Genomic DNA, 16,440 nt, shown 5'->3' with positions numbered 1-16,440 from the left:
TTTCGTCGGGCGCGTGCCGGCATCCCGCAAACGCCACGAAGGCCAGCGCAAGCCCAAAGGAAGACAACGCTTTTCGTGCTCGCATGAACCCTCCGATCCTCGCCGCAGCGCGGCTTGCCGCCATGCGCGGGCGTATGCTCCAATGCCTCGGCCGCAAGGCCGAACGGGGAACAGGAACAGTACATGAGCAACGAGCGTCCGTGGCTTGCCCACTATCCGCATGACGTGCCCGCCCAGATCGACGTCAACGCCTATGCGTCGGTGGCGGAGGTGGTGGAAGAAGCCTTCGGCAAGTTCCGCGACAAGCCGGCGTTCGCCAGCTTCGGCAAGCAACTGAGCTACGGCGAGATCGAGACGCTGAGCCGCCAGTTCGCCGGCTACCTCACCGGCGTGCTGGGCCTGAAGAAGGGCGACCGGCTCGCCATCATGCTGCCCAACGTGCTGCAGTACCCGATCGCGCTGTTCGGCGCGCTGCGCGCCGGCGTCGTGGTGGTCAACACCAACCCGCTCTACACGGCGCGCGAGCTCAAGCACCAGCTGGAAGATTCCGGCGCCAGGGCCATCGTGGTGCTGGACAATTTCGCCTCCACGCTGCAGGAAGTCATCGACCAGACCCACGTCGAGCACGTCATCACCACCGGCATCGGCGACATGCTGGGCTTCCCCAAGGGCGCGCTGGTCAACTTCGTGCTCAAGCACGTCAAGAAGATGGTGCCCGCCTACTCGCTGCCGAAGGCGGTGCGCTTCCGCGACGCACTGGCGCAAGGCGCATCGCACCCCATGCCCAAGGTGCAGCTGGGCCACGCCGACCTCGCCTTCCTGCAGTACACCGGCGGCACCACGGGCGTCGCCAAGGGCGCGATGCTGAGCCACGGCAACATGGTCGCCAACATGCTGCAGGCCAGCGCCTGGATCGGCGACCTGGCCAAGCCCGGTGAAGAGGTGATCATCACGGCGCTGCCGCTGTACCACATCTTCTCGCTGACGGCGAACGGCCTGGTGTTCATGCGCCTTGGCGGCCTGAACTGGCTGATCACCAATCCGCGCGACATGCCGGGCTTCGTCAAGGAACTGAAGAAATCCGGTTTCACGGCGCTCACCGGCGTCAACACCCTGTTCAACGGCCTGCTCAACACGCCCGGCTTCGCGGAACTGGACTTCTCCCGCCTGCACCTGACCCTGGGCGGCGGCATGGCCGTGCAGCGCGCGGTGGCCGAGCGCTGGAAGAAGACCACCGGCTGCACGCTCGCCGAAGCCTACGGCCTGACCGAAACCTCGCCGGCGGTATGCATCAACCCGCTGGACCTGCGGGACTACAACGGCTCCATCGGCCTGCCGGTGCCTTCCACGGATGTCGCGATCTGGTCGGAAGAGAACCAGCCGCTGCCGATCGGCGAAACGGGCGAACTGATGGTGCGCGGCCCGCAGGTGATGCAGGGCTACTGGCAGCGCCCCGAGGAGACGGCCAAGGTGCTCGGCGCCGACGGCTGGCTGCACACCGGCGACATCGCCCGCATGGACGAGAACGGCTACGTCTACATCGTCGACCGCAAGAAGGACATGATCCTGGTCTCGGGCTTTAACGTATATCCGAACGAGGTCGAAGACGTCGTGATGCAGCACCCCGGCGTGGCCGAGGTCGCCGCCGTGGGCGTGCCGGACGAGCACTCCGGCGAGGTGGTGAAGCTTTTCGTGGTGCGCAAGGACCCGGCGCTCACCGCCGACGTGCTCAAGCAGTTCTGCCACGACAACCTGACCGGCTACAAACGCCCGCGCCAGATCGAGTTCCGCGACGCGCTGCCGAAGTCCAACGTGGGCAAGATCCTTCGTCGCGAGCTGCGAAACGAGTCGAAGAAGGCAGCCACCGCCTGAAGCTGCGGGGGCGCGGTTTCCCTGGGGAGCGGGGGCCAGGGTGGGCAACGCGGCTGCGCATGCTGGCGCTCAGTCGCGTAACTGCCCCAATGTCGTCACACGGCGACAGCAGGGCGATGCCTCACTCCTCCCGCCAATGCTCCAGGATGTCGGCGTAGCCGCCGAGCAGGTTCCACAGTGGCACCTGCTTGTCTTCCGGAATGCGCGAGTAGGCAAAGCCGATGTGGCGGTCGGAAATGCGCGCGACCACCGCTTCGAGGTGGATGTGCAGGTCGCGGCCGAAAATCATGTCCAGCACCCACGCCTGCCCCAGCTCGCCCTGCCAGCCCAGCGGCCGGCGCAGCAGCGCGCCCGTCGCGGAAATGTCGACCAGTTCGGTCGGGTGTGACTGCACCCCGTGGCTCATGAGCACGGTGGTTTCGATGCGCATGCGCGCGGGCCGCAGGAACTTCCGGCCCGACTCATCCGCAACGTTGTCTTCGATCGTCATCTAGCTCCCCAAGCGGGCACCTGCACCCCTGTGACGTCCTTGCGATCGTACGACGCATCCTGCGTCTCATCGACAGCCGGTTGCCGCCTGCCAGCCGCCAGCGTTCAGGAGCCGGCTCGCACAGCGCGAAGGCTGTCGCCTCATCACGAGCAAAGCAAATGCCGTGCCATTCCTTGGCCGGTACGACATCATCCCACCTCTGGCGGGTATCGCCAGCGAACTGCCGCGCTCGGCTGCAGCACGACGCAACGTGTCACATGCTGCCCTACCGGCGGGCGGGCACACTGGACTTGCCGCAACGCTACCGCTAACCTGTGGCCATGCCCGGTTCCAGCGTGCGCCGTGCCGGTCGATACCGGCCATCGCGGCATGCTTCCCAGGTTCCCGGCAGATCGATTTGAATCGCCCGTGGCGCCGTGTCGCCATCCTGTCTTGCGTCCGCTTCGGGCCCGATGCCCAGCCCGGACGCCTTGGTGGCCGCCTGAGCCGCCTGACCGAACCGCCGTGGCGCGGCTTCGTCATGCGATACCGCGGCGACGGCTGTGCCGAAAGTGGCAAGCCAGCTTGACCGACTGTCGGCCCGAAGCCGCGGTTACGAGGGGACACCGTCCGCAGGGCGCCGCCCGGCCAGGACGAAAGGTTTGAAAGCATTGCCGGCCGCGTGAGCGGCCCCACGACATGCATTGATGAGCACAGAACCGCAGCAGCCGGCCGCACCGTCGCAGGACGCCTTCGCGTCGATTCCCCAGCAGCAGGAAATGCCGCTGGCGGTCGTGCGCGGCGAACCGTTGCTGCAGATGCCGCAGGACCTGTACATCCCGCCGGACGCCCTGGAAGTTTTCCTCGAGGCGTTCGAGGGTCCGCTGGACCTGCTGCTGTACCTGATCCGCCGCCAGAACCTGGACATCCTGGACATTCCGATTGCCGAGATCACCCGGCAGTACATGGAATACATCGACATGATGCGGGACGTGATGCGGCTGGAACTGGCGGCGGAATACCTGCTGATGGCGGCGATCCTGGGCGAGATCAAATCGCGCCTGCTGCTGCCCCGGCCGCCGGCCGAGGAAGGCATCGAGGACGACCCGCGCGCCGAACTGGTGCGCCGCCTGCAGGAGTACGAGCGTTTCAAGCGGGCGGCCGAGGACATCGACACCCTGCCCCGCGTGGAGCGGGACACGGTGCCGGTCCACGCCGAGGTGGGCGAGCGCAACGTGGTCAAGCTGCCGCCGCCGCTGGACCTGAAGGAAATGCTGCTGGCGCTCAAGGACGTAATGCACCGCGCCGAGCTCTTCGGCCACCACGCGATCAAGCGCGAGGCGCTGAGCGTGCGCCAGCGCATGGGTGAACTGCTGAGCCGGCTCGAAGACGGCACGTTCCACCGTTTCGAAAGCCTGTTCGACGTCAGCGAAGGCCGCCTGGGCGTCGTCGTGACGTTTCTTTCGATGCTCGAGCTGGCCAAGGAAATGCTGGTGGAAATCGTGCAGGAAGAACCGCTGGCGCCGATCTATATAAAGGCGAAGGCCTCGCTTGCCGAGGAAAGTGCCGAACTGCCGGACGACGTGCCGGTGTCCGCCGCCGCCGAGTAAGGCGCCGGCTCCCCCGAAAACCATCAGGCCATGCAGATCGAGCAACTCAAACCGATCATCGAGGCAGCCCTGCTCGCTGCCAGCCAGCCCCTCACCGTGGCGCAGCTGGGCGAGCTGTTCGTCGAGGAGGACCAGGTCGACCGCGAAGCCATCGCGCGCGCGCTCGAGGCGCTGGGCGAAGACTGTACCGGACGCGGCGTGGAGCTGAAGGAGGTCGCTTCCGGCTTCCGTTACCAGGTCCGCCAGGACGTGCACCCCTGGGTGTCGCGCATGTGGACCGAGAAGCCCAGCCGCTACTCGCGTGCGCTGCTGGAAACGCTCGCGTTGATCGCCTACCGCCAGCCGATCACGCGCCCTGAAATCGAGCAGATCCGCGGCGTGGTGGTCTCTTCCAACATCATCAAGACGCTGGAGGAGCGCGAGTGGATCCGCGTGGTAGGCCACCGCGACGTGCCCGGCCGGCCGGCGCTGTTTGGCACGACCCGCGCCTTCCTCGACTATTTCAATCTCAAGACGCTGGACGAATTGCCGCCGCTCTCCGAGATCCGCGACATGGAAGACCCGCAGCTGCGGCTCGACCAGGAGCCGCTGCCGCCGCGGGTGATCAAGGATCTGCCGATCGATCCGGACGAGGAGAGCCCTGCAGCCACGCCGGAAGAGGCCGCCGAAGCCGGCCCGATATCCGCCGAGTCCAGCCAGGACGAAGCACTTACTGGCCAGGCGCCGGTACCGGCCGAGGCCGAACCGGCCGACGCCATCGAAACCACCGCCGCGTCCGATGACGAGGCGCCCACCCCATCCGCCACTGCCGACGAGGCAGCAGCCCCTGCGGACGTCGACGAAGACGCCGCCGAGCAGGACACCAAGGAGTACCGCGCATGACTGCGCCGCAGAAATCCCTTTTGACCCTCAAGCGCGAACCGCGCGAAGAGGCCGACACCCCCGCCTTGGAAGAACGCCTGCACAAGGTGCTGGCCAACGCGGGCCTGGGCTCGCGCCGCATGCTGGAACAGCGCATCCAGGCCGGCGAGGTCGAACTCAACGGTGCGCCGGCCGGCATCGGCGCCAGCGTGCACGCCGGCGACCGCGTGGTGCTCGACGGCAAGCAGTTCGTCGTCGCCACCGACAACCGCGACGACACCGAGGTGCTGCTGTACCACAAGCCCGAAGGCGTGGTGACCACCCGCGAGGACCCCGAAGGCCGTCCCACCGTGTTCGAGCAGTTGCCGCGCCTGAAGGGTGCGCGCTGGGTCGCCGTGGGCCGCCTGGATATCAACACCACCGGCCTGCTGCTGCTCACCACTGACGGCGAACTGGCCAACGCGTTGATGCATCCGAAGAGCGGGCTTGGCCGCGAGTACCTCTGCCGCGTGCACGGCGAAGTGCCCGACGAGGTGATCGAGAAACTCAAGGCTGGTGTGGAACTGGAAGATGGCCCTGCCCGCTTCGACGAGATTGCCATCATCAGCCGCGGCGGCAGCCACAGCTGGTTCCGCGTAGTCATCCGCGAGGGCCGCAACCGTGAGGTGCGTCGCCTGTGGGATTCCCAGGGCTTCCTGGTCAGCCGCCTCAAGCGCATCCGCTATGGCACCGTCGAGCTGCCGCGCACGCTGCGCCGAGGCGACAGCGAGTCGCTTTCGGAGGACGCGATCAAGGACCTGCGCAAGGCTGCTGGCCTGGGCCCCGCCCAGCCCGTGCTGACGCTCAGCCCCGTGCTGCACCAACGCCGCGCCAGCCGCAGCGTCACCGAATACCGCCCCGAGCGCGGCGCGCCGACCGGCTGGAGCGGTGCCTACCAGGACGAGGCGCGCGAACTGCGCGCGTTCGACCGCATCCGCGAGGAGCCGGCGCGCGGCAAGCAGCAGCGCCGCCGCCCCGGCAAGGAAGTGAACGGCAACGTCGCCCGTCCCGAGCGGCCGGCGGCGCCCGGCCGCCGCAAGAACAAGCGCGGCGTGGCACCGGGCCAGGAGCTGCCCTCGGTGCGCACCTGGTTCGCCGGCGAGAGCCGCGAGGGCGGCGCGCGGGGCCCGTCGGGCAACCGCGTTGGCGGCAGCCCCGCTGGCGGCAATCGTCGTGGCGGCAAGCCCGGGGGTAGCCGCAACGGTGAAGCGCGTAGCGCCAGCCCGTATGCAGGCTTCGCAGGCGGCGGTGGCGGCAATCGCGGCAACCGCCAGGGCGGCGCGCCCGGCCAGGGCGGCCGGCCGCAGAACCGCGGCAACCGTCCGCAGGGCCACGGCGGCGGTCGTCCGCCCGGCGGTCGCGGCGGCAACCGGTCCGGCAACCGCTGATGAGCGTGCGCATTTACCACAACAGCCGCTGCTCGAAGTCGCGCGGCACGCTTGAGCTGTTGCAGGCGCGCGGCATCGAGCCCCAGATCGTGGATTACCTGGACACGCCGCCCAGCGTGGACGAGCTCAAGTCGCTGCTCCGCTTGCTCGGCATGGCGCCTCGCCAGCTGCTGCGCACTGGCGAGGCGGACTACAAGGAGCTGGGGCTGGATGATCCCGCGTTGGGCGACGAGGCCATCCTGCAGGCCATGGTCGCGCACCCGAAGCTGATCGAGCGCCCGATCGTGGTGGCCGGCGGCAGGGCCGCTATCGGCCGCCCGCCCGAAGCGGTGCTGGGCATCCTGCCGTAAGCCGTACGATGGGCTTCAGGCCACCCGTCCGCCACGGTCGGCTGTAGCCACCCGACGCAACGGCCCGCACGCAGACAGAAGCCGCCCCATGGGCGGCTTCGTCGTGATGGGCGCCCGCGGTCAGGCATGGCAGACGCCTGAGGACTCGGCGTGCTGCTACAGCGGGTACGGCGCCCCGCCGCCCCGGGCCGTCACATCGGCCCGAGCGAGAATTCGTCGGCATCCATCCAGGCGGGGAACCGCTCGCGATGTGCCAGCAAGGGCGTCGGATCCAGGCGCACCGTGGCCACCTGTTCCTGCGCGCCGAGTTCGATCATCGCTTCGCCGACCGGGTCGATCACGGCGCTGTCGCCCGCATACGGCAGGTCGTTGCCGTCCACGCCCACGCGGTTGACGCCCACCACGCAGGCGAGGTTCTCGATGGCCCGCGCGCGCAGCAACGTGCGCCAGGGCTGCCGGCGCGGTGCCGGCCAGTTGGCGACGAACAGCGCCAGGTCGTAGTCCATGCCGCCGGCCGCGCTCTCCAGCCGGCGGTTGCGCAGCCACACGGGGAAGCGCAGGTCGTAGCAGACCTGCGGCAGGATGCGCCAACCCTTCAGTTCCACCACCAGCCGCTCGCGACCACCGCCGTAGCGGGTGTGCTCCCCGGCCATGCGGAAAAGGTGGCGCTTGTCGTACTGGGCATGGCTGCCGTCCGGACGCATCCAGAACAGGCGGTTGTAGACCGTGCCGTCCTCGATGATGGCGAGGCTGCCGCAGATCACCGCATCCACCTCGCGCGCCAGATCGCGCAGCCAGGCCACACCCTCGCCGTCCATGGTGCCGGCGCTGGCGCGGGTGTCGTTGCTGAAGCCGGACAAAAACGTCTCCGGCAGCACGACCAGGTCGCTGCCCCGCGCCTGGCGCACGAGCGCACCGTAGTACTCGCGATTGGCCGGCGCATCGTGCCAGCGCGTGGCGCCCTGTACCAGGCTGACGGTCAGCGGCTGCAGACTCACAGACGGCATAGACGCTCCGCGGCGGCAGTCATGGTGGCATCGCTCTTGGCGAAGCACAGGCGCAGCAGGCGCGTGCCCGGCGGCTTCTCGTAGAACGGCGTCAACGGGATGCCAGCCACGCCACCCTGCTCCACCAGCCAGCGCGCGAACGCAAGGTCGTCCTCGTCGCGGATGGTCGAATAGTCCACCAGCTGGAAATAGCCGCCCGGCACGTCCAGCAGCTTGAAGCGCGAGGGTGCCAGCAGCGCGCGGAAGCGGTCGCGCTTGGCCTGGTAGAAGTCCGGCAGTTCCAGGTAATGCGCGGGGTCGTTCGCCATGATCTCGGCAAACGCGACCTGCGCCGGGTGGAAGGTGCAGAAGGTCAGATACTGGTGCACCTTGCGGAACTCGGCCGAAAGCGCCGCCGGTGCCACCGCATAGCCGACCTTCCAGCCGGTGCAGTGGTAGGTCTTGCCGAAGCTCGACACCACGATGCTGCGCGCGGCGAGTTCCGGATGCCGCAACACGCTCTCGTGCCGCGCGCCGTCATACACGATGTGCTCGTAGACCTCGTCCGACAGCACGACGATGTTCGTGTCGCGGGTGATCTCCGCCAGCGTCTCCAGGTCGTCCGCCGACAGCACCGCGCCGGAGGGATTGTGCGGGCTGTTGATCAGGATCATCCGCGTCTTCGGCGTGATCGCGTCGCGCACGCGCTGCCAGTCGATGGCGAAGCTGGGCACGGTCAGCGGTATGTGCACCGCGCGCGCGCCCTGCAGCTCGATGGCCGGCTCGTAGGAATCGTAGGCCGGGTCGAACACGATCACTTCCTCGCCGGCGCGCACGGTCGCCGCGATCGCCGCGAACAGCGCTTCGGTCGCACCGGATGTCACCGTGATCTCGGTGGCCGAATCCACGCGACGCCCGTACAGGCGCTGGGTCTTGATCGCGATCTGCTCGCGCAGCGCCGCCGTGCCGATGCCGGGGGCGTACTGGTTCTTGCCTTCGGCCATCGCGCGGGTGAGCGCGTCACGCAGCGATTGCGGCGGCTCGAAATCCGGGAAACCCTGGCCGAGGTTCACCGCCTGGTGATCCAGCGCAAGCTGGCTCATCACGCTGAAGATGGTGGTGCCGACCTTGGGCAGCTTGGTATCGATGTTCATGCGCGCGGATGTCTGGAAGGCCAAACGGCAAGCCTAGCACGGCTCATGTGCGCGGCCGGTCGAGCGGGTCCAGCGGGCGCTGGCGGCACTGCTCGTGCTTCTGGCGGGTCGCCTCGGGCAGGCGCTCGGCGAGGAAGTCGACCAGCGCCCGCACGCCAGGCAGCATGCCCCGGCGGCTGGGGTAGACGAAGTGCATGGTCCCTTCCGGCGCACTCCAGTCGGGCAGGACCACTTCGAGCTCGCCACGCGTGATGGCCGGCGCGCAGACGAATTCGGGCAGCAGCGCGACGCCCAGGCCCCGGCGTGCCGCCTCCAGCAGCAGCGCGAACTCGCCGGTGACCAGGCGCGCGCTCATCTCCACCGAAACGCGCTCGCCGTGCGCATCGAGCAGTTCCCACACCTGCGCGCCTTCGTGTTCCAGCATGGTCAGTGCGGGCAACGCCGACAGCCCCGCCGGCGCCGTGGGCCGCCCCACGCGGTCGAGCAAGGCAGGGCTGGCCACCGCCAGCACGCGCGAGAGCCCGAACGTGCGCATCACCAGGTTGGCATCGCTGTCGAGTTTGCTGCGTACGCGGATGGCAATGTCGTAGCCCTCGCCCACCACGTCTACGCGCCGGTTGCTCGAAAGCACGCGCACCTGCACCTTGGGGTATTGCGCAAGGAAGTCCGGCAGCACGTGCGCCACCACCGTCTGTGCCAGCGACACGGGGCAGCTCAGCCGCACCACGCCACGCGGCTCGGCGCGCAATTCGTCGACCGCCTCCTGCGCTGCCCGCGCCTCTTCCAGCACCGCGCGGCAATGGGCATAGAAACGCTCGCCCACTTCCGTCACCACGAAGCGGCGGGTGGTCCGCTGCAACAGGCGCACTCCCAGGCGCTCCTCCAGTTGCGACACCCGCTTGCTCAGGCGCGACTTGGGAATGCCCAGGGCGCGCCCGGCCGCGGAGAAGCCGTTGTGCTCGACCACCATGGCGAAGAAATAGAGGTCGTTGAGGTCCTGCAGCGTGCCGTCGAGGGTCATGCCATCTGTTTCCTTTGAGAAACGATACGTTCGATATTAGCCGACTTATCAGACCATTGTTGCGAAAGTATCGTTACTCCGTCGCCGGCAAGCCGGCCCTCGACTGGAGTTACGCCATGAAACTGCTGCACATCGATTCGAGCGCCCTGGGCCAGCATTCGGTCTCGCGCGAACTCACCGCGGACGTCGTGGCCCGGATCAGGCGCGCCCGCCCCGACGCTTCCATCCGCTACCGCGACCTGGCGGCCCAGCCGCTGCCCCACTGGACGCCGGTGGCCGATGCCAGCGACCCGGCCGCGCTGCTGGGCAACGAAGTCATCGACGAGTTCCTCGCCGCCGATGTGATCGTGCTCGGCGCCCCGATGTACAACTTCGGTATCCCCAGCACGCTCAAGGCCTGGATCGACCGCATCGCGGTGGCCGGCAAGACGTTCCGCTACACCGCCAACGGCCCCGAGGGCCTGGCCGGCGGCAAGCGGGTGATCGTGGCCTCCAGCCGCGGCGGGTTCTACGGCGAAGGCACCGGTGGCGCGGCGATGGATTTCCAGGAGAACTACCTGCGCGCGGTGCTCGGCTTCCTGGGCATCACCGACGTGGAGTTCGTGCGCGCCGAGGGCGTGGCGGTCAGTGCCGAGCACAAGAGCCAGGCGCTGGCGGCAGCCAGGGAAGCCATCGGGACATTGCTGCCCAAGGCGGCGTGAGCTCTCCCTCTCCTTCGGGAGAGGGTGACGCGCAGGTCGCAAGAAGGGTTCGGTTGATGCAGGCTGTCCCCGCTGGCCGAACCTTCTCGCCAACCCCTCTTCCGGCGGCAGAGGGGTTTTCGCGTTTCGCAAGTGGAAAAACCAGCCGTCGCCCGACACACTGCAGCTTTCCCCGCACAGGAAGCCGCGCATGAACCGCACCCTGCGTCTGTCCCTGCTCGCCCTGCTGGCCGCCGCGCCCGCGTTGCAGGCCGCCGATCTGTACGTGCACAACGTCAAGGGCTACACCCTGGACAGCCAGGGCAAGCTGCAGCGCTTCGATGCCCTGCTGGTGGACGACGGCAAGGTGGTCGCCACCGGCGCCGACGCCGCGCTCGCCGGGCGCGCGGGCGACGCCAAGGTGATCGACGGCCACGGCAAGACCCTGCTGCCGGGCCTGATCGACGCCCACGGCCACGTGCTCGAACTCGGCTACGCGCTCACCCAGGCCGACCTCACCGGTACGCAATCGATCGACGAAGCGCTTGCCCGTATCAAGGACTACGCCAAGACGCATCCGGACGCCCGCTGGATCACCGGTGGCGGCTGGAACCAGGTGATCTGGAAGCTCGGCCGCTTTCCCACCGCGAAGGAACTGGATGCGGTGGTGTCCGACCGACCCGTGTGGCTCAGTCGCGTCGACGGCCACGCCGCCTGGGCGAACACCGCGGCGATGAAGCTCGCCGGCATCACCCGCGACACCAAGGATCCGCCTGGCGGGCGCATCGAGCGCGACGCCCAGGGCAACCCCACCGGCGTGTTCGTCGACGGCGCCACGGCGCTGGTCGGCAAGGTCGTGCCGGAGCCCACCGACAAGGAGCGCGCCATCGCGCTCGACACCGCGCTGGCGGAGATGGCGCGCGTGGGCCTGACCGGTGTGGACGACGCCGGCATCGACCTGCCGAACTACCGCCTGTACAAGCGCTACGCCGACGAGCACAAGCTCACCGCGCGCATCTACGCGATGATCCGCGACACCGGCGACGCCTTCGACACCATCACCACCGCTGCTCCGCTGGACGGTTACGGCGATGGCTACCTCACCGTGCACTCCGTCAAGCTCTTTGCCGACGGCGCGCTGGGCAGCCGCGGCGCTGCGATGCTCAAGCCCTACTCCGACGACCCGCACAACCACGGCCTGCTGTTCATGAGCCCGGGCACGATGGTGTCGAAGATCGAGAAGGCCTTTGCCAAGGGCTACCAGGTCAACATCCATGCGATCGGCGACGCGGCCAACCGCGAGGTGCTGGACAGCTTCGCTGCCGCCTACAAGGTCCATCCGGATGCGAAGTCCTTGCGCAACCGCGTCGAACACGCGCAGATCGTCTCGATCGAGGACATACCGCGCTTCGTACCGCTGAACCTCATCGCCTCGATGCAGCCCACCCACGCCACCTCCGACATGAACATGGCCGAGGACCGCGTGGGCCACGAGCGCATCGAGGGTGCCTACGCGTGGCGACGCTTCCTCAAGCAGGGCACGGTGGTCGCCTTCGGCTCGGACTTCCCGGTCGAGTCGCCCAACCCCTTCTTCGGCCTGCATGCGGCGGTGACGCGGCAGAACCACGAGAACCAGCCACCCGGCGGCTGGTACCCCGACCAGAAACTGAGCCTGGCCGAGGCGCTGCGCGCCTTTACGCTGAGCGCGGCCTACGCCGGCCACACCGAGAAGACCCAGGGCTCGCTCGAGCCGGGCAAGTACGCCGACTTCATCCTGGTCGACCGGGACATCTTCAGCATCAACCCGCAGGATCTGTGGAAGACCAAGGTGCTGGGCACCTGGGTCGGCGGCAGGCAGGTGTATCCGGCAGGCGAATAGGCCGCGGGCCGCGCCAGGTAGCGCGAGTTGGTGGGCTGAAGCCCACCCGAAGGGAGCCGGCCTGCCGGTCCGTCCGGACGGCTCCCTGCCCGCTCCAGGTCATGCCCGCTTTCGCGGGAATGACGCCCGGGGACGGAGCGGCAGCTCGGTGGACCAAGGCACCCGGGCTTGAGGCGACTCCACCGGGGAAGCGCCTAACACGTTGAGAAACCAACCCTTTCACAGGTAGGCCATCAGTCATGGCCTGTTGCCTGTTGACGCTTTCGAATGTGGTGTTATAGTTCACTACAACACCGGTCCACGAGGTCACTAAGGAGACCCGCCATGAAAGCGCAGAACCTGATCGCACTGGCCGCCGCCACGCTGATTACCGCGACGAGCCTGGCCACCCTGAACAACCCGGTGCACACCGCGCCGGTGTCCGAAATCAACGGCATCCGCGTGGTCAACCTGGCCCCGGTCGAGGTCAGGCCGAGCGCGAGCGACCTGCGCGCCGCCGCGCTGCTGGAAGGCTCCGACATCACCAGCGCCACCCTGGCGCCGGCACTGGGCGCGCGTGCCGAAGCGGGCGCCACCCTGCTCGGGGCGCAGTTGGCCATGCCCTACTATTCGTTCGGCACCCAGCTCGCCCGTGCCAGCAAGGAATAACGTATGACCATCACCTGGAACGACAGCGTCCCGATCTACCGCCAGCTCCGCGAACGCGTGGTGGCGATGATCCTGGATGGCGCCTTGAACGAAGGCGACCCGCTGCCGTCGGTGCGCCAGGTGGCGGCGGATTTCCAGATCAATCCGCTGACCGTGTCCAAGGCGTACCAGGAGCTGGTCGACGATCAACTGGTCGAAAAAAGGAGAGGGCTGGGCATGTTCGTCAACGAGGGGGCCCGCGAGGCCTTGCTGAAATCCGAGCGCGAGCGCTTCCTGCGCGAGGAATGGCCGACCCTGTTCGCGCGCCTGCAGCGCCTGGGGCTCGATCTCAAAACGCTGATGCGCGACGCGCCGGCCACCACGGAACTCAAGCCATGAGCGCCATCGTTACCGCGCGAAACCTGAGCAAGCGCTACAAGAACGCGACCGCGCTGGACAGCGTGAACTTCGAGATCCAGTCCGGTCGCATCGTCGGCCTGATCGGCCCCAACGGTGCCGGCAAGACCACCGCGCTCAAGGCCATCCTGGGGCTGACGTCCTTCGACGGCGAACTGAACGTGCTCGGCTACGACCCGCGCACCCAGCGCGACAAGCTGATGGAACAGGTCTGCTTCATCGCCGACGTGGCGGTGCTGCCGCGCTGGATCCGCGTGCGCGAGGCGATCGATTTCGTCGCCCACGTCCACCCGCGCTTCGACCGCGCCAAGTGCGAGAGCTTCCTCAAGCGCACCAAGCTCACGCCCGACCAGCGCGTGCGGCAGATGTCCAAGGGCATGATCGTGCAGTTGCACCTCGCCCTGGTGATGGCCATCGACGCCCGCCTGCTGGTGCTGGACGAGCCGACGCTCGGCCTGGACATCCTCTACCGCAAGCAGTTCTACCAGAGCCTGCTGGAGGATTACTTCGACGAGAACAAGACGATCATCGTCACCACCCACCAGGTGGAAGAGATCGAGCACATCCTCACCGACCTGATGTTCATCCGCGACGGCAAGATCGTGCTGGACACGGACATGGACGCCGTCGGCGACCGCTTCGCCGAAGTGATGGTCAACGCCGACAAGGCCGCGGCCGCACGCGCCCTGCAGCCGATCGACGAACGCCAGGTCTTCGGCAAGAGCATCTTCCTGTTCGACGGCGCCGACCGCCCGACGCTGGAGGCCCTGGGCGAGATCCGCCGGCCCTCCGTCAGCGACCTGTTCGTCGCCACCATGAAAGGGACCTACGCATGAAAACCCTTGCTGGCAACAATCTGTTCTGGCTCGTCAAGCGCGAGTTCTGGGAACACCGCGGCGGCTTCCTGTGGGCGCCGCTGGTCACCGGCGGCATCTTCCTGCTGCTGAACATCATGGGCATCATCACCGCCGAGGTGATCGGCGCCCGCCACGGCGTCAGCATCGGTGCCAGCGGCAAGCTGCAGAATGTCATCTCGCAGATGGACGCGGGCGACATGAGCCAGGTGGGCATGGCACTGGACATGGCCATGTACTCCTCGATGGCGCTGATCTTCGTGGTGCTGGGCTTCGTGGTGTTCTTCTACTGCCTGGGCTCGATTTACGACGAACGCCGCGACCGCAGCATCCTGTTCTGGAAATCGCTGCCGCTGTCGGACACCGAGACGGTGCTGTCCAAGGTCGTCAGCGCCACTCTGGTGGCCCCGGTGATCGCCACGCTGGCCGGCATCGCCGCGGGCATCCTGCAACTGCTGATCGTGGCCGTGACGCTGTCCTTCCATGGCATCAATGTCTGGCAGTTGCTGATGCTCGCCCACCCGGTGCGCGTCACGCTCAACATGATCGGCCACATCCCGCTGTACCTGCTGTGGGCCCTGCCCTCGGTCGGCTGGCTGATGGCGTGCTCGGCCTGGGCCCGTACCAAGCCGTTCCTGTGGGCCATCGCCCTGCCGGTCGCCACCGGCCTGCTGGTCACCTGGTTCGGCATCATGGGGTTGTTCAACATGTCGGCCGGCTGGTTCTGGCAGAACATCGTGGCCCGCGCCCTGTTCAGCGCCTTCCCCGGGGCCAGCCTGATCGCCAGCGACGAGCTGATCCACACCGGCAACAACAACCTGGACTTCATGAACCTCGGCAACACCTACCAGCTGCTTGGCTCGGTGAACCTGTGGATCGGCGTGGCGGCGGGTGCGGTGCTGATCGCCGCGGCCATCTGGTTCCGTCGCTGGCGTGACGAAGGCTGACCGTCGGAAGCACGCGCTTCTCCCGCAGGTCCCACAGACACCCGCACCTGACAAAGGAAAGACCCATGAAGACCCGCGCGATCATCCCCGGCGCCGTTGCATTGGTCCTGCTTCTGACCGGATGCAACTCGTCCGGCCCATCGGACTCCCATGCCGGCGACAGCGCGACACAGGCGATGAAGGAGGTCGACAAGCAGACCTCCCCGTCGATGATCTCGGCGGAAATCCACAAGGGGATCGAGCAGGCCAAGCGTGAGCTGGCGACCCAGGACATCGATATCGGCCACATCCACGTGGGCCATGGCCAGCACGACGACCGCGACTCCCTTCCCCATGCGGCCATCACGCCGCAGGGAAATCTGATGATCGCCGGCAAGACGGTCAACGCCACGCCGGCGCAGCACACCCTGCTGCTCGATTACCGCCAGCAGGTCGTTGGTATTGCCGAGGCGGGCATGGATATCGGCGAACACGGCGCCAACCTGGGCACCCGCGCCGCCAAGGAGGCGATCTGGGGCGCGCTCACCGGGAAAAGCGACAAAGAGATCGAGGCAAGCATCAAGCCGCAGGCCGAGCAGATCAAAGTCGCCGCCATGAAGCTCTGCGAGGAACTGCCGGGCCTGCTGGCCTCGCAGCAGAAGCTGGCCGCCGCCATGCCGGAGTTCCGCCCCTACGCGACCATGACGCAGAAGGACGTCGACGACTGCGGCCGCGACGAAAACTGACCGATTCGCCAGGAGACCAGGGAATGCTCTCTCATCAGACCCGCTTCGCCCTCGCCCTCGCAGCCGGCCTGGTTCTGGCCGGCTGCGGCAATGGGCTCGATACCACCACGATTGCCAACGGCGGCATCGTGGTCCTCGGTGACCAGGTCACGCTCCACGGCACCGGCAGCAGCGAGGCGCTCCTCGATGCCACGGGCCGCCTGGTGATCGACGGCCGTGACGTGCCGGTCGATGCCACGCAGCGGCAACTGCTCCAGCGGTATTACAAGGGTGCCCGCGCCGTCCGCGAACACGGCGTGGCCACCGGCAAGGCGGGCGCGGCGGTCGCAGTGCAATCGCTGAAGAACGCGGCGGAGCACGTCACCGGCACCAACAGCGGACAAGCTGACGCGAAGCTCGACACCGCGACCCGGCGGGTCGACGACGAGGCCAGCAAGATCTGCCTGGACATCGGCCAGATTCGCGCCGCGCAGAACCGTCTCGCCAGCTCGCTGCCCGCATTCAAGCCGTTCGCCGGGATCATCGACGGCGACGACGCCGACTGCGCCGACGGCTCCTGAA

Annotated in this window: 17 protein-coding genes; 13 read left to right on the top strand and 4 right to left on the bottom strand. The window is 67.7% G+C overall.

Going from position 1 to position 16,440, the window contains the following annotated elements:
• Positions 1-183: 183 nt before the first annotated feature.
• On the top strand, positions 184-1,872 hold the full coding sequence (locus ACFWZU_RS13270) for an AMP-binding protein (RefSeq protein WP_439702021.1): 1,689 nt from the start codon (positions 184-186) through the stop codon (positions 1,870-1,872).
• A 121-nt stretch (positions 1,873-1,993) separates the two neighbouring features.
• Here ACFWZU_RS13270 and ACFWZU_RS13265 read toward each other — a convergent pair whose 3' ends face one another.
• Positions 1,994-2,362: a PilZ domain-containing protein gene (locus tag ACFWZU_RS13265; protein ID WP_439702020.1), complete on the bottom strand. Its 369-nt coding sequence runs from the start codon at positions 2,360-2,362 to the stop codon at positions 1,994-1,996.
• A 686-nt stretch (positions 2,363-3,048) separates the two neighbouring features.
• Between ACFWZU_RS13265 and ACFWZU_RS13260 the strand changes: the two genes are divergently transcribed.
• From ACFWZU_RS13260 to arsC, 4 genes are read left to right on the top strand one after another with little or no spacing between them, the layout of a single operon-like run.
• A complete protein-coding gene (locus tag ACFWZU_RS13260; protein WP_439702019.1) occupies positions 3,049-3,951 on the top strand; it encodes a segregation and condensation protein A in 903 nt (300 codons plus the stop codon).
• 30 nt (positions 3,952-3,981) lie between these two features.
• The gene (gene scpB / locus ACFWZU_RS13255; protein ID WP_439702018.1) at positions 3,982-4,833 is read left to right on the top strand and encodes an SMC-Scp complex subunit ScpB; all 852 of its coding nucleotides are present in this window, start codon (positions 3,982-3,984) and stop codon (positions 4,831-4,833) included.
• The gene (locus ACFWZU_RS13250) at positions 4,830-6,239 is read left to right on the top strand and encodes a pseudouridine synthase (protein ID WP_439702017.1); all 1,410 of its coding nucleotides are present in this window, start codon (positions 4,830-4,832) and stop codon (positions 6,237-6,239) included. Before scpB ends, ACFWZU_RS13250 begins: the two co-directional genes overlap by 4 nt.
• Entirely contained in the window at positions 6,239-6,589 is a 351-nt protein-coding gene (gene arsC, locus ACFWZU_RS13245) for an arsenate reductase (glutaredoxin) (protein ID WP_439702016.1), read from the top strand. The genes ACFWZU_RS13250 and arsC overlap by 1 nt, the downstream gene beginning before the upstream one ends.
• A 191-nt stretch (positions 6,590-6,780) precedes the next feature.
• Here the strand turns inward: arsC and ACFWZU_RS13240 are convergent, their stop codons facing one another.
• The 3 genes from ACFWZU_RS13240 to ACFWZU_RS13230 are packed head-to-tail and all read right to left on the bottom strand — an operon-like array spanning position 6,781 to position 9,750.
• Positions 6,781-7,596: an amidohydrolase gene (locus ACFWZU_RS13240; RefSeq protein WP_439702015.1), complete on the bottom strand. Its 816-nt coding sequence runs from the start codon at positions 7,594-7,596 to the stop codon at positions 6,781-6,783.
• Positions 7,584-8,729 carry a pyridoxal phosphate-dependent aminotransferase gene (locus ACFWZU_RS13235; protein ID WP_439702014.1) on the bottom strand — a complete coding sequence of 382 codons (1,146 nt, stop codon included), beginning with the start codon at positions 8,727-8,729 and terminating at the stop codon, positions 7,584-7,586. Before ACFWZU_RS13235 ends, ACFWZU_RS13240 begins: the two co-directional genes overlap by 13 nt.
• A gap of 43 nt (positions 8,730-8,772) precedes the next feature.
• Entirely contained in the window at positions 8,773-9,750 is a 978-nt protein-coding gene (locus tag ACFWZU_RS13230) for a LysR substrate-binding domain-containing protein (RefSeq protein ID WP_439702013.1), read from the bottom strand.
• Between the two features lie 116 nt (positions 9,751-9,866).
• Between ACFWZU_RS13230 and ACFWZU_RS13225 the strand changes: the two genes are divergently transcribed.
• The 8 genes from ACFWZU_RS13225 to ACFWZU_RS13190 all read left to right on the top strand — a co-directional run bounded on the left by ACFWZU_RS13225 (position 9,867) and on the right by ACFWZU_RS13190 (position 16,439).
• Positions 9,867-10,451 carry an FMN-dependent NADH-azoreductase gene (locus ACFWZU_RS13225; protein WP_439702012.1) on the top strand — a complete coding sequence of 195 codons (585 nt, stop codon included), beginning with the start codon at positions 9,867-9,869 and terminating at the stop codon, positions 10,449-10,451.
• Between the two features lie 190 nt (positions 10,452-10,641).
• On the top strand, positions 10,642-12,309 hold the full coding sequence (locus ACFWZU_RS13220; protein WP_439702011.1) for an amidohydrolase: 1,668 nt from the start codon (positions 10,642-10,644) through the stop codon (positions 12,307-12,309).
• A 324-nt stretch (positions 12,310-12,633) separates the two neighbouring features.
• Complete coding sequence (locus ACFWZU_RS13215; RefSeq protein WP_439702010.1) at positions 12,634-12,957, top strand: hypothetical protein; 324 nt, start codon at positions 12,634-12,636, stop codon at positions 12,955-12,957.
• 3 nt (positions 12,958-12,960) lie between these two features.
• The gene (locus ACFWZU_RS13210) at positions 12,961-13,335 is read left to right on the top strand and encodes a GntR family transcriptional regulator (protein ID WP_439702009.1); all 375 of its coding nucleotides are present in this window, start codon (positions 12,961-12,963) and stop codon (positions 13,333-13,335) included.
• Entirely contained in the window at positions 13,332-14,189 is an 858-nt protein-coding gene (locus tag ACFWZU_RS13205; protein ID WP_439702008.1) for an ABC transporter ATP-binding protein, read from the top strand. The genes ACFWZU_RS13210 and ACFWZU_RS13205 overlap by 4 nt, the downstream gene beginning before the upstream one ends.
• Positions 14,186-15,154 (top strand): hypothetical protein, encoded by a 969-nt coding sequence (locus tag ACFWZU_RS13200; protein ID WP_439702007.1) that lies wholly within the window; start codon positions 14,186-14,188, stop codon positions 15,152-15,154. Before ACFWZU_RS13205 ends, ACFWZU_RS13200 begins: the two co-directional genes overlap by 4 nt.
• Before the next feature lie 65 nt (positions 15,155-15,219).
• Positions 15,220-15,879, top strand: a complete 660-nt coding sequence (locus tag ACFWZU_RS13195; RefSeq protein WP_439702006.1) for a hypothetical protein — start codon at positions 15,220-15,222, stop codon at positions 15,877-15,879.
• A gap of 23 nt (positions 15,880-15,902) precedes the next feature.
• Positions 15,903-16,439: a DUF2884 family protein gene (locus ACFWZU_RS13190; protein ID WP_439702005.1), complete on the top strand. Its 537-nt coding sequence runs from the start codon at positions 15,903-15,905 to the stop codon at positions 16,437-16,439.
• Position 16,440 lies beyond the last annotated feature (1 nt).

This window comes from Frateuria sp. GZRR33 (assembly GCF_051900425.1).
In the GTDB taxonomy this organism is placed as follows: Bacteria; Pseudomonadota; Gammaproteobacteria; order Xanthomonadales; family Rhodanobacteraceae; genus Frateuria_A.
Note: the sequence above shows the minus strand (reverse complement) of the source record. Positions and strands in the feature narration are given on the sequence as shown.